This is a genomic window from Novosphingobium sp. 9, from assembly GCF_025340265.1.
GTDB lineage: Bacteria > Pseudomonadota > Alphaproteobacteria > Sphingomonadales > Sphingomonadaceae > Novosphingobium.
The window spans coordinates 260,895-273,227 of the sequence record NZ_CP022708.1; the positions used below are offsets into that span (position 1 = coordinate 260,895).

The window sequence follows — 12,333 nt, forward strand, 5'->3', positions numbered from 1 at the left end:
CACATGATCAGGTTTGTTGTCGTCGCTCAAAGGATCGAACTGTCGTCGAGGTTGGCGAGGGTCAGTTTGGCCTGTGCAATTATAGCGGCCGAATTGGCAATTGTGGTCAAGGTGCCCTCGACGATTATCCCGCTTTCTGCGGCAACGGGGCTTAGCCGGGTCAGCGTCTGGCTCAGTTCCCGGTCATAACCCTGAAGACGCTCTGGCTGGGCCCGGCTCACGTCGAACTGAGACGCAAAGATATATCGTGTCTCACCCGCCAGTGATCGGAGCCGGGACATGTAAAGCAAGTTGACGAAAGGCGTTCCGTCTTTGCGGAAGTTGAGGATCGGGGTGCGCACGTTGGGAGACAGGTCGTCTTCCAGAAAGGCGCGCAGCTTGGCCCGAGCTTCGCTCTCGTCGGCATCGCGCTGGAGCACGCGGCAGTTGTGTCCGATCAATTCCGAAGACGCGTAACCGGTCAGTTCCACGAACCTGCGATTCACCAGTGCCAGCGGGTGGTCTCCGTCAGGAAGAGCGAGGGCAAGCGCTATCGGCGAATTCTCGAAAAACGTCTTAAGCTCGTCGGGCACGCTCAGGTTTTGCACTTCCATGTCTCCTGCAAGCGTCGCTTGCACTTTGTTTCTCACCAACCCATCAATCCCATCGGGTTGCGCAGCCGTATGTGCCTGATTTGTGGAGTAGGGTCACGAGCCTTCTGCTCTCTCTGACGAAATTCGAGGCGAAAGTGCGCGGACCTGATGACGGCTCAACCATCGCGAGCCAGAGCAGTCTGCCAATCACTGTAGTAAGGAGCGATTACGATGAAAGCTGCCAGTCCGCACCTGGGAGCGTAAAATTGCCCGCTCAACGGCCGCATAGGGTCGGAGATGCTGGAAACTGACCTTCAGATTGAGCTGAGGTGGGGAGTAAGGACAGAAGCTGTTTCGAGCAGGCCGTTGGCTTCCAATGCCCGTAGAAAATCTTCAGGGGACATTTCAGGTCGCTTCAGGCGCTCCCGCATTTTTCGGATAGCTGCGATCGCCCGCCCCTCTTCAAGGGCAATAGTGTCGGCAATGAAGTCGTCGGCGCTTCGAGCCTCGATGTTGAGCTGGCCGAGGATGGCAGCTGGAAAATCTTTCAGATTCTCGGTGACAAGGGCTTGAGCTTGCGTTTTGACGGCAGCGGCGATGACGTGTTCGTCACCAGGGTCGGGCAAGCCAAACTGAGCGCTACCAATCAGTTTGAAGTCTTCGACCATGGCTTCCGGGAAAGCCGTCTGCATGGCCTTTACCGCTCGCATCCCTCGCGCCTCAGGATCATCGAGATCGCGCTCTCGCGCCATCTTGATCAGGGCAGCCTTGGTCTCGTTCAGGATGGGTTCTGACCAGCGGATGCGGAAAAATTCGGCTTCGGCAAGCGACAGCAGCAAGTTGCGCCGCCAGATACTGACGAGCGTACAGGCATCAATGAGGGCAGTGTAGCGGTTTGCGAACACGGTTCAGGCTAAGTCCGCATCGCCGCTGATGAGTTCGTCGAGGGCCCGCGAACGTTCATCATCGCGCTGCGCCTTATAGCGGAACACGTCATCGGCCCGAATACGGCGATGTCGTCCTATTAGAGTGTGGGGCATGGCCTCCTGCTCAAGCAGCTTGATCAGGTATGGACGTGACACATTGAGGAGGTCGGCGGCTTGCTGCGTCGTCAGCATTTCCTGGATCGGTACAAGTGTTACCGCGCTGCCGCTGCCGATATGGCGCAGCAATTCCAGAAACAGGTCAGACATGGCAGGAGTGAGAGTGATTTCGACACGCCTCTTTGATTCCGGCTCTTGGAGACGCAAGGTTGCTTCTCCCGACTTTTGGGCAGCAAGCATGCGACGAAGCTGGTTAGCGATCTGACGATCATCAGCCGACGGCATATGGCCGCCGAACGGCTCTGAATGCGCAGGCAACGTCATGGAAACTCTCCGTTGTAGAGCAATTCAATAGCGCATATTCGAAATAAACGCAACGAAAATTGGTTCCCTTGGGATGGGGGGAACCTTCCCATCGGCCGTTTAATCCGCTGATGCTGGTCGCCGGGCCCTATTGGTTGCCCCGACGGGGAAAGCTGCCGGGCCGTACGTGGGCAACTAGATTCAGAGCCAGAGTGCCCGATAAGGGGCGGTACGTCTGCTTTGAAGCGTTCTACCGATGGCCGTCAGGGCCACAGGAGATATGTCATGGGATTATCCGAATTTGATCCCGCCGCTCGCGAGAGGGTGTCGTGGAACGCCGGGCGCAAAGTTGGTGCAAAGCGAGCGCTCAAACCCCGTCAGATATGGGGGATCCGCTTCTTTCTCGATCAGCATGAGCGGGTCCGCGACCGGGCGCTTTTTGACCTCGCCATCGACAGTAAGTTCGTGGATGTAATCTGGTGAAGATCAGGATCAGCGATATCGTTTGTGATCGGAAAATTCGAACACGGGCTACGGTCGTGCAGCAAAAGACGGGCAGGCCGGTTCAGTTTGAACTGCTGCAGTCCGCGCCCGGCATGAAGTACAAGGCGGCGCTGGGTGTGGCTTATGGCGCGGGCCTGCGCGTGTCGGAGGTGGCCCACCTCAAGGTCGACGAAACGAAGTTCAGCGAAGCTACATCGATAGCACGCGCATGCTGATCCGCGTCGAACAGGGCAAGGGCGGCAGGGATCGCAATGCGATGCTCTCGCCCCAGCTACTCGAGCTGCTGCGGATGTGGTGGCGAAGGAATGGCACAAGCGCGGGGTGCTGATTGCGCATGGCTGGCTGTTCCCCGGCCAGAACGTCACTGACGCCATCTCGACCCGGCAACGGCACCGCGCGGTCCAAGAGGCGGCCGAGGTGGCGGGCATCCGCAAGCGCGTCAGCCCGCACACCCTGCGCCATTCCTTCGCCACGCACCTGCTCGAGCAGGATGTCGATATCCACGTGTTCCAAGTCCTGCTGGGCCACAGAAAGCTGAAGAGCACCGCGCTCTACACCAAGGTGTCGACCCGCACGATCCACGCCGTCTCGAGCCCGCTCGACCAGCTGATGGCGTTGATGGAGGGCAAGGCGCCCACAAGACCAGACGACGCCGGATGAGCCGGTGCGCGCCGACCTCGAGGTCGCGGACATCTTCCGTTCTGCAGGGCCAGCCTACCGGGCGGCCCATGCCGGGCACCTGAGCCTTACTTAGCTCAAGGTGATGTCCGCGATCGAGACCTGCCGCACCGCAGCCCTGGGCGGGCACGTCGAGGCCTGCGAGGACTGCGGCAACTGGCGGGTCGCCTATAACAGCTGTCGCAACCGGCATTGCCCAAAATGCCAGGGCGCCGCCGCGCGGACCTGGCTGGCCGAACGGGAGGCCGACCTGCTTCCCGTCGACTACTTCCACGTCGTCTTCACGCTACCCGCCGAGGTTGCCGACATCGCGTGGCAGAACAAGGCGCTGGTCTACGACCTGTTGTTCAAGGCGGCCGCGCAGACGATGCTGACCATCGCCGCCGATCCCCGCCATCTGGGCGCCCGGATCGGGATCACCGCCGTGCTGCATACCTGGGGGACGGCAATGTCTCACCAGGCGTTGTTGCCTGTGTTTCGCATTGAGCTCTGCCAAGACGTCGCTGAAGGATGCATCTTCCATCGCGAGAACGTTGCCCGAGGTCACTTCGATCATCTCAACAGGGCTGTCGGGAAGCCTTGCTGCTGGCACATGAACGCCTGCTCGCCTTGGTGAACCCGACTTCCGTGCGCCTCCGAGGGAAGCACGGTAATAAAAGCCGTTCCGTCCAGCCTGTACATAGTGACCTCGTGGGCCTGTACCGACGCGCAAACCCCGTACGCCGACCGACATACCGACGCCGCCGGATGAGAAATTAAAGCGAAAGGGGCCTGCGCTCACCGATTTTCGGAAATAGAACGGCACCTTGAATCGTCCAACTGCGTACCTTCTCATCGCTTCGGATTAGCCACCTCGGGACGAAAATTGGTAAAGCGCGTGCCGGATTTCCAATTTTTCACGCTGGGCTTCGAGCGACGCGATATTGACGTGCGAGATTCCGCAGAAGCGATGAACGAAGGGGAGCTTTCAATGAGCCGGGAGGATTCGCCGGCTGATGAAGTATGGCCTGTTTTGGGGGGACACTTTAACGTCGATGGGGTGGCGGTTCGCAGGCGATGCCGTCGAGATCGCCATCCAGCCCGACGCGATAGCCAGGCTCTCCTCGCCGCATCATGGCATAGCCTGCTGCCCGAGCCTCGCGACAGCTGCGAAAATACAGATCCGGGCGAGAGGGCGTAGCTGCTGTCCGTGCGGGCGTGGCCGGCCGGGGGCGCGGCGGCGCAGGCCTATACTGGCGTGGGTGGGCGGCGCGATAGGCAGACGGCGTGTCGAATGTACCGGCCCAGATGCCGATGCCGTGCTGGTGCGCGTATTGCTGCGCTGTGAGGTAGCGGTCGGTGAAATGGGGCAGGGTGATCGCGAGCCCGTTTCGCGCGAGCCGTTCGGAAAGATCGACGCCGCTGACCGTACAGATCGCAACGACGCGGCCGTACTCGTCGCGGCCCTGTTGGGTGCATTCGAGTGTCTGGTCGCCGACCCATTCCTCCATTTTGCGGGTCGCTTCGGCGCCGCAGGGCCAGGCTGTCCGTCGCGCATGCAGGACTGCGCTTTCTCAGGGGCATCAATGCCGAACAGACGCATGCGCTCGCCGGTCATTTGCAGAGTGTCACCATCGATGACCGTGGCCGGCCCCGAATAGATCTGCGCATGTGCGGATGTTGGCAGGGCCGTCAGGCCCGCAGTGAGTGCAAAGCCGCAGGCAAGGCGATATCCGGTCCGCAGGGCCCGTTCGCAGGGAGCGTTAGTCATGAACGCACCTTAGTCTGGCAATGGTAAAGCCGGTCTTGCCGATCCGGGCCCAAAAAAGAGATCCCGCCTCGTCCCCGGCGCCGCAAGAGGCCTCGCATCCGGTATGCGTGTCGGTACACAGGCAGGTGTTCGCGAAGCCCGGACGATGCTGCCATCCTGGCTGGCCTGGGGTAAGAACTGCCTGCTGTCCTGCCGTCGGGATCTGTGCGGTTCTGATGCCATGCAGACGTTCCAGGTGGTATCCGGGCCATGACGGCCTCGCCTTCGATGCGCTTGATGGCCGCCGCGTCGCTGGTGCTCGCCCGGCTTGCCGCAACGTCTCGTCCCCCTGTTTCATCCCCCGCCCCGATGGGGCGTTCCTCGCGAGACAGGAAACACGCGGATCGAGACGTCCTTCGCGATGCTGCGGGCCTGCGGCTGCGGCGCCGGTCGCGGGCGGCTGACCTTGCGCATCGAGGCCGCAATGGCGCGGCTCGAGCAAAAAAGGAACGTAGACAATGGCAAAGATCGGCACATTCAAGATCATCTCGGGCGAACTTCGCGGCGCCATCACGACCCTGGCTGTACAGGCCAAGTCGGTCAGGATCGTCCCCGATGAGACTGCCACCGGCAACGCGCCCGGCCATCGCATCTTCGCGGGCGAGGCAGAAATCGGTGCAGCCTGGACCCGCAGCACGCAGGACGACCGGACCTATCTCTCGGTCAAGCTCGACGACCCCAGCCTCGTGGCGCCCATCTTCGCCCAGCTGTTTGAGAACCCCGACGGCACCCACGACCTGGTCTGGACCCGCAGCTCGCGTCGCACGGGCGAGTAACCCTTCCCAAGGCCCCTCCCCAAATTTGGGGAGGGGCCTCCCCGCATCCCGGAATACCGTCAAAGCCACAGGCGCGGCAGGTTTGGGCCTCCCACCTGGAAGGTACGCCGCATGGCCTCGATCGCGCGCGAAATCGATAATCCGTTTCAGGCGCTCGATGCTGTCGGGTTTGCGCAGGAATTTCTGCGCCGCAATCCGGTCTACCGTGCCGAGTATGCGCGCTTGCCTCCCGCCTCGCGCATGCAGGGGAAGGCGAGGTCATGGCCCGGCGATGGGGCCTGGCGTTTCCCGTGCGATCCCGATGTTTCGGCGAGCGATGGGCCGGCGCTCTGGTTGGCCCGGGCTGTGCCCGCGGTGGTGATCCTCGAGCCGGCGCCGCCCGGCATGGACGGCATCACTGCGCATGCCCTGTTTTCCTGGCCGGACATACAGGCTGACCGGATACTCGCCGACGGGCGCCATCTCGTGCTGGGGGACTGCAACGTGCCCCACCGGATATGGCTGCGCTCGCTCGATCCTGCGCGGGCACTGGCCGTTTCGGTTCCCGGCGATGCGTTTGCCGATCGACGTTTCGCAGCGGCACGGCACCTGCTCCGGCGTCTGAAGCTCGCGCCTGATCACGGGGCAGGGGCAGAAGAAGCGCGCGGGAGCGGCACAGCGTTGTCGCCCTTCCAGCGGGCCCGTCTTGCGATGCTGTTGGGCATTCTTGATGACATCGGAGCGGCGGACCGTCCCCGGATGAGCCTGCACGATATTGCAGGCCGCCATGTCTATCGTGGCATGACACTGGGGCGCGGGGCGGTGTGGAAGACATCCTCCCAGCGTCGCCGCACCCAGCGCCTCATACGCGAGGCGCTCGGGTTGATGCACGGCGGATATCGCGATCTGCTGGTCGGGTGAGGGCGACAAAAAGCAGAGTGCACAATAGCCGCTCCCCGTGCTGGCGGGCGATGCGCCAGCGTACTCCGCAACAGCCGGCAGCTACCCGCAGCACGCCAGCGTTCGATGGAGGTTTTCATGGATGATGCCGGCCGCTTTCCCGTGCGCCGCTACCTCACGACCCCCGATGCAGCCCTGCGTCTCGGATTGTCGCCCCGCACGCTTGAAAAGCATCGGGTGTTCGGAACCGGGCCGGTCTTCCACAAACTGGGAGGCCGCGTTGTATACGCGATCGAGGCCCTGGAAGCCTGGGCCGCGCTTGGTCAGCGCCATTCGACGAGCGATCCGGGCAAAGGCACCTGCAGGCCTGCCCGGCGTACCGCCGGCGCGGTCCGGCGCTGAGCCATGACGCTGTTTCCGCCATCGCTGGAGGGACGCGGCCAGCTCGAACTGTTCCGCTCGGTACCGGGCGATCATGCCGTGCGCGATGCCCAGGACCTCATGACATGGCCGTTCTTCAGTCTCGCCAAGTCCCGGCGCACCCGGCCGATCTCGTTCCGGATGGGCGAGACGTGGATCCAGGTCGAAGCCGTTTCCGAACATGGCATGGCGACGATCTGGGATGCCGACGTGCTGATCTGGGCCGCGAGCCAGTTGGTCGAGGCCCGAGATGCCGGACGTTCCACCTCGCGCCTGATAGCGACCACACCCCACGAAATCCTCAAGTTCGTCGGACGCGGTACCGGGCGGGATAATTACGAGCGCCTCAAGGCCGCGCTCGATCGCCTGCAGTCGACCACGGTGGCGACCTCCATCCGCCAGCCGCATCAGCGACGTTTCCATCGCTTCTCATGGATCAACGAATGGCAGGAGCGGTTCGATGCCACAGGGCGTCCTCTCGGCATCGAGCTGGTGCTGGCCGAATGGTTCTACGCAGGCGTCATGGACCGCGCGCTCGTGCTGACGATCGACAAGGCCTATTTCGCGCTGACAGGCGGCCTGGAGCGTTGGCTCTACCGGCTCGTGCGCAAGCATGGGGGCGCCAGAGCGGCGGATGGAGCTTCGATGTCGCGCACCTCCACCTCAAATCCGGGGCCCTCTCGCCTCGCAAGCGCTTCGCCTTCGAACTTCGTGAGATTGTCCGGCGCCAACCGTTGCCCGGTTACACGCTGGCGATGGAGCGGGCGTTCGGGCGCGAGCGTCTGCAGTTCACGCCGCAGCCCGCCGATACCCTTGCCGCCGCCATGCGCCGTGTGCGCCTCAAGCCCTGTGGATAACTATCATGTCACTCGTCCAATCAGGAACCCATCCATTCGTCCGATCAGGAACCTGGACCTCGTCCGATCGGGAACCGGGATCATGCGTAAGGGACTGCCAATGCTTGGAATATTGGTGCCCTTCTAACGATGCTAATAGAAAGGAATCCTTCGGATTCCTGCTAACGGCTCCGAGCGGGAGCGCATACGGAGCGCGCAAGGCGTATGTTCTGTCGCTCGCCCAGGCGGAGCAGGGCACGTGAACGCGGGCTCCCTGTTCGGGGCACCGCGGCGCGCGCTAACCGACGTCGAGCTCGTGTGGATCGAAAAGCGCCTCGAGCACTGGATCCGCTTCGGCCGGATCGCTCACGAGCGCATTCTCACACGCCGGACGCGGGTCGTCTCGTTTCGCCCGGACGCCGTTTTCGCGTTCGTGCGCTGGTCGGCCAACGACTGGGGCACGGTGCATTCGCGTATCGATGTCCTGCGTGCGGTCGGTCGCGGGGAGGCATACACCAGCGTGCCATTCGTGCGTCCGGGCGGCGAGGTGCTGCTCTCGGTGCAGGGCTGGCCGAAGGTGTCGCAGGTCCTTGCCCAGATCGATGCGATCGAGGCCCAGGCGCTCGACCCTTGCGAAACGGCGCCCGAGCACTGGCTGCATCTCGGCAATCGGATTGCCGCCGGGCAGCCTGCCCGCGCCTATACGCCGCTTCGCCACGCCGCCTGGCTCAAGCGCAAGGCAACCGGTCAGTGAGCCGGCTCGGCTACATCGTCGTCACGCTGGTATGTGCCGAACTGTTCGCCGGGCTCTACCTGGCTGTCCTGCTCGTGCAGCCCAGACCCATGCTTGTCTGGAATGCCACAGCCAGTGCGCCGATCGGCCTTTATCGCCTGTCCGATGGGCAATACAGCGCGGTGATCTTGTCGTTCTTCGCGCGCCCGAAAGGCTGGCAGGACTGATGGCACGGCGCCGATATCTGCCCCGTTCGGTACCGCTGCTGAAACGGATCGCTGCACTTGGCGACGACAAGGTCTGCCGGTTTGGTGACGCCATCACCATCAATGGCCGGACCGCTGCGCGCGCCCTTGCCCGCGACAGCCACCACCGTGCCCTGCCGGCCTGGCAGGGGTGTCATCGGCTCGGAGCAGACGAAGTCTTCGTTCTGAACGCTGCCCCGGACAGCTTCGATAGCCGCTATTTCGGAGCCGTGCCGCGCGCCAGTGTCATCGCGCGCGCCATACCGCTCCTGACGCGTCGCCGACCGGGCGAGGCGCTTCACTGGCGCGGCATCGGCGCCAGCCCGGCTACGGCCCCGGACACTGAAGCGGCCGACGCAGCAGCTATCGGCATGCGGCAGACCAGGCGGTCGGTCTCCTCCTCTTCCCTGCCTTTCACGAAAGGATAGACATCATGCGGATTGGTACTTTCACGCCCGGTAACAAGGCGTTTGCGGGTCGGTTGCAGACCCTGACGCTGGACCTGGCACTGCGCATTGTCGTGCTGGAGGGCGGGACCTCAGCGGCGGCGCCGGACTGGCGGATCCTGGCAGGCGAAGGGCGCGACGAAGTCGAGGTCGGCGTCGCCTGGAACAATACAAGCGCGGCCGGCGTCGCGTTCCTCGCCGTGCAGCTCCAGTGCCCGGCGCTCCCACGCCCAATCCGGGCCCGTTTGCTACCTCCGCGCGATGGCAATGGCGATCACGTGCTGCACTGGTCGCCGCGCGCACGCGGCAAGGAAAGCTCGTGAACACGTGGCCCGCAGGAACGCTCCGGTGTGCAAGGCACGGGTTTGTCCGGGCCCTTGTCATAGCGGGGCTGGGTTTGTCGGGCTGCAATGCGGATAGTCTCCATGCGCAGGAACCGCGCGCGATTGTGTCTTCCGAACAGCGGTTGAGCGGCTCACGCTATGGCGCTTTCGTGGCAGAAGCGGTGCAGCGCTTCGACATTGCGCCGTCATGGATAGAGGCCGTCATGCAGGCCGAAAGTGCGGGCCTCGCAGATGCCGTCTCGCCAGTCGGTGCGCGCGGTCTGATGCAGGTCATGCCGGCGACCTGGCGCACGCTTTCGGCGCGCTATCGGCTGGGAAGCGATCCCTTCGATCCGCGCGCCAACATTCTGGCCGGTGCAGCCTGCCTGCACGAGATGTTCGAGCGATATGGCAGTCTGGTGGTGGCTCTGGCCGCCTACAATGCAGGCCCTGCACGTGTCGATGCCTGGCTGGCGGGGACACGTGCGCTGCCCGAGGAAACCAGCGCCTACGTCGCGCATGTCCTTGCCGGGATCGACAACGGCGACAGGCTGCCGGCGCGGGGAGGAGACCTTCGGTCGCCCGATGTTCTGTTCGCCGTTGCCGATCCGGTCGCTCGCCCGGTGCGGGATCGAGAGCTCTTGCGCGCCTCCACGTCTGCGACAGGCGCTCCTGTAAACACCGATGCCTCGCCTGCTCTGGTGTCAGGGGCACCCTACTGGACCGAAGGGCTGTTCGTGCCTGCCGGTTGGCATGACCAGCCATGAATGGCGCACAGAAAGAGGCTGCGGCGGATCGGGGACGTGCACTGGCCAAAAGCAGTGATCAGGTGTGTTCTGAAGGTTTTCGGGAGGGGAAGGGGCGATGGCAAGATACAAGGCGCGCCCCAATTCCGGAAAAAGACGCTGTCTTTCAATCGGTTGATGAGGGGGCGCTGGTCGACGGGCGTGCCGCCCGGAAGAAAAAAGGCAGCGATTTCAGACTTCCGGATGGCACTGCTGGGCAGTTTGGCCCCTTGGAGTTGGTGTTGTGAGGGATGAGGACACCTTTCGGCCGCGTCCCGGCCGGTCCCGGCGTTCGCCGCGCGAAGGGGGACTGGTCGCAGATGTCCTGCGCGCCGCAGCGCGCGGAACGGCAGGGCGGTCACCGGGACCATATCGCCGGTCGGGCGCAAGCGCTGCTCGCGGGTTCTCGACATTCGGTCGGGGCGGACAGCCTTTGCGCACAGCCGGCTTTTCGGATCGGCGCGCCGGGTGGTGATCAAGGCGCTCCCGGTCCGCCATCGGCATAATGGATCGCGCGCCGCGCCGCTTGGTGCGCATATCGCCTATCTCGTTCGTGAGGGCGTCACGCGCGATGGCGCCGAGGCACGGCTGTTCGACGCGCACGCAGACACCGCCGATGCTGCGGATTTCGCGGCGCGATGCCAGCAGGATCGGCATCACTTCCGTTTCATTATCTCGCCCGAAGATGCGGGCGAGATGGAGGATCTGCGCGCCTTCACCCGCGATCTCATGGTCCAGATGCAGGTCGATCTTGAAACGCCGCTCGACTGGGTTGCGGTCGATCATTGGAACACCGCGCATCCGCATGTCCACCTGTTGGTGCGCGGGGTCGATGCTGCCGGTCAGGATCTGGTACTTTCTCGCGATTACATCGCGCATGGCCTGCGTTCGCGGGCGCAGGATCTGGTCATGGCCGAACTGGGGCCGCGATCCGAGCACGCGATCGAAAAGGCGCTGGCGCGCGATATCGCGGCGGATCGTTGGACCGGGCTGGATGCCGAGATCGTGCGGGCGGCTGGCGAGCGGGGCGAGATCGATATGCGCCCCGGCAAAACCGGCCCGGGCGATCCGCGCATCCGGCGCCTGATGATCGCGCGCCTGAACTATCTCGAGAAGGGCGGGCTTGCTCAGGAAACCGCCCCCGGGCGCTGGCATCTTGCCGAAGGCGCGCAAGGCACTCTGCGCGATATGGGAAGGCGGCGCGACATCATTCACACGATTGCCCGCGCACTTGCCGATGCCGGCGAAGAGCGCGGACTGGAGCGATATGCGATAGTCCACGGCGCGCCACGGCGACCGGTTGTCGGGCGGCTCCTTGCAAGCGGCCTGCACGATGAACTCTCCGGCAGCGTCTATGCGGTGATAGACGGCGTCGACGGGCAGACCCATCATGTCATCCTGCCCGGTGCCGAGGCCATCGATCGGCCGTCGGATGCGAGCGGCATTGTCGAACTGCACAGCGCGAGAGAAGGTGCGGGCAGCCGAACAGGTTTACGCCTCGTGACCCGCTCGGATTGGGATCTGGCACGTCAGGTCGCCGCACCCGGCGCGACGTGGCTCGATCACCGGCTGATCGAACGGGGCAAGGGTATCGCTGACCAGGGCTTCGGTCAGGACGTGCGGCGCGCCATGGATGCGCGCTGCGATCATCTTGTCGATCTGGGACTGGCGAGGCGCATCGGCGAACGGGTCGTCTTTGCCAAGGGGCTGCTCGAGAGGCTGCGCGGCGATGAACTCGAGGCGGTGGCGCGCGAAATTGCCACGCATTCGGGACACAGCTGGCGCGATACGCGCGCCGGGCAATCGGTCGCGGGGACATATCGTCGGCGTCTCGCGCTCAGCTCGGGGCGCTTTGCCGTGATCGAGGGTGGGTTGGGCTTCACTCTGGTGCCGTGGTCTCGCGATCTTGACGGGCTCGCAGGCCAGCGGGTCACGGGGCTGGCGAGGCCCGGTGGCGGTATCGAATGGTCGCTGGGGCGCCAGCGTGGCCTCAGCCGGTGA

Annotated in this window: 15 protein-coding genes and 4 pseudogenes; 14 read left to right on the forward strand and 5 right to left on the reverse strand. The window is 63.9% G+C overall.

Annotation, left to right across the window (positions count from 1 at the left end):
* Positions 1 to 26 precede the first annotated feature (26 nt).
* From CI805_RS15790 to CI805_RS15800, 3 genes are all read right to left on the reverse strand, one after another.
* The gene (locus CI805_RS15790; RefSeq protein ID WP_260929114.1) at positions 27 to 593 is read right to left on the reverse strand and encodes a PAS domain-containing protein; all 567 of its coding nucleotides are present in this window, start codon (positions 591 to 593) and stop codon (positions 27 to 29) included.
* Between the two features lie 293 nt (positions 594 to 886).
* Entirely contained in the window at positions 887 to 1,477 is a 591-nt protein-coding gene (locus CI805_RS15795; RefSeq protein ID WP_260929116.1) for a PIN domain-containing protein, read from the reverse strand.
* Positions 1,478 to 1,480: 3 nt separating this feature from the next.
* Positions 1,481 to 1,939, reverse strand: a complete 459-nt coding sequence (locus CI805_RS15800; protein WP_260929118.1) for an excisionase family DNA-binding protein — start codon at positions 1,937 to 1,939, stop codon at positions 1,481 to 1,483.
* A 264-nt stretch (positions 1,940 to 2,203) separates the two neighbouring features.
* Here CI805_RS15800 and CI805_RS15805 point away from each other — a divergent pair.
* The 3 genes and pseudogenes from CI805_RS15805 to CI805_RS15815 form a co-directional block, all read left to right on the forward strand.
* Positions 2,204 to 2,508: pseudogene (locus CI805_RS15805) on the forward strand (integrase); the annotation flags it as partial.
* 208 nt (positions 2,509 to 2,716) lie between these two features.
* Positions 2,717 to 3,082, forward strand: a complete 366-nt coding sequence (locus tag CI805_RS21175; RefSeq protein ID WP_409934971.1) for a tyrosine-type recombinase/integrase — start codon at positions 2,717 to 2,719, stop codon at positions 3,080 to 3,082.
* A 4-nt stretch (positions 3,083 to 3,086) separates the two neighbouring features.
* A pseudogene (locus tag CI805_RS15815) lies at positions 3,087 to 3,557 on the forward strand (transposase zinc-binding domain-containing protein); the annotation flags it as partial.
* 201 nt (positions 3,558 to 3,758) lie between these two features.
* Here CI805_RS15815 and CI805_RS21180 read toward each other — a convergent pair.
* Positions 3,759 to 3,935 (reverse strand): annotated as a pseudogene (locus CI805_RS21180) (DUF4236 domain-containing protein); the annotation flags it as partial.
* Between the two features lie 190 nt (positions 3,936 to 4,125).
* Positions 4,126 to 4,641 carry a thermonuclease family protein gene (locus tag CI805_RS15820; RefSeq protein ID WP_409934981.1) on the reverse strand — a complete coding sequence of 172 codons (516 nt, stop codon included), beginning with the start codon at positions 4,639 to 4,641 and terminating at the stop codon, positions 4,126 to 4,128.
* Positions 4,642 to 5,347: 706 nt separating this feature from the next.
* Here CI805_RS15820 and CI805_RS15825 point away from each other — a divergent pair.
* The 11 genes and pseudogenes from CI805_RS15825 (at position 5,348) to CI805_RS15875 (ending at position 12,333) form a co-directional block, all read left to right on the forward strand.
* The gene (locus CI805_RS15825) at positions 5,348 to 5,665 is read left to right on the forward strand and encodes a DUF736 domain-containing protein (RefSeq protein WP_260929122.1); all 318 of its coding nucleotides are present in this window, start codon (positions 5,348 to 5,350) and stop codon (positions 5,663 to 5,665) included.
* 111 nt (positions 5,666 to 5,776) lie between these two features.
* Positions 5,777 to 6,565, forward strand: coding sequence for a DUF2285 domain-containing protein (locus CI805_RS15830; protein WP_260929124.1), 789 nt, complete (start codon positions 5,777 to 5,779; stop codon positions 6,563 to 6,565).
* A 117-nt stretch (positions 6,566 to 6,682) separates the two neighbouring features.
* Complete coding sequence (locus tag CI805_RS15835; protein ID WP_260929126.1) at positions 6,683 to 6,946, forward strand: helix-turn-helix transcriptional regulator; 264 nt, start codon at positions 6,683 to 6,685, stop codon at positions 6,944 to 6,946.
* Positions 6,947 to 6,949: 3 nt separating this feature from the next.
* Positions 6,950 to 7,821, forward strand: a pseudogene (locus tag CI805_RS15840) (replication initiator protein A).
* 238 nt (positions 7,822 to 8,059) lie between these two features.
* The gene (locus tag CI805_RS15845) at positions 8,060 to 8,554 is read left to right on the forward strand and encodes a DUF2840 domain-containing protein (protein WP_260929127.1); all 495 of its coding nucleotides are present in this window, start codon (positions 8,060 to 8,062) and stop codon (positions 8,552 to 8,554) included.
* A complete protein-coding gene (locus tag CI805_RS15850; RefSeq protein ID WP_260929128.1) occupies positions 8,551 to 8,760 on the forward strand; it encodes a hypothetical protein in 210 nt (69 codons plus the stop codon). The genes CI805_RS15845 and CI805_RS15850 overlap by 4 nt, the downstream gene beginning before the upstream one ends.
* On the forward strand, positions 8,760 to 9,206 hold the full coding sequence (locus CI805_RS15855) for a S26 family signal peptidase (RefSeq protein WP_260929129.1): 447 nt from the start codon (positions 8,760 to 8,762) through the stop codon (positions 9,204 to 9,206). Before CI805_RS15850 ends, CI805_RS15855 begins: the two co-directional genes overlap by 1 nt.
* A gap of 5 nt (positions 9,207 to 9,211) precedes the next feature.
* Positions 9,212 to 9,547, forward strand: a complete 336-nt coding sequence (locus tag CI805_RS15860) for a DUF736 domain-containing protein (protein WP_260929130.1) — start codon at positions 9,212 to 9,214, stop codon at positions 9,545 to 9,547.
* Positions 9,548 to 9,672: 125 nt separating this feature from the next.
* Positions 9,673 to 10,314: a lytic transglycosylase domain-containing protein gene (locus CI805_RS15865; RefSeq protein WP_260929132.1), complete on the forward strand. Its 642-nt coding sequence runs from the start codon at positions 9,673 to 9,675 to the stop codon at positions 10,312 to 10,314.
* Positions 10,311 to 10,580, forward strand: a complete 270-nt coding sequence (locus CI805_RS15870) for a hypothetical protein (protein WP_260929133.1) — start codon at positions 10,311 to 10,313, stop codon at positions 10,578 to 10,580. Before CI805_RS15865 ends, CI805_RS15870 begins: the two co-directional genes overlap by 4 nt.
* A gap of 223 nt (positions 10,581 to 10,803) precedes the next feature.
* Positions 10,804 to 12,333, forward strand: coding sequence for a DUF3363 domain-containing protein (locus CI805_RS15875; protein ID WP_313958589.1), 1,530 nt, complete (start codon positions 10,804 to 10,806; stop codon positions 12,331 to 12,333).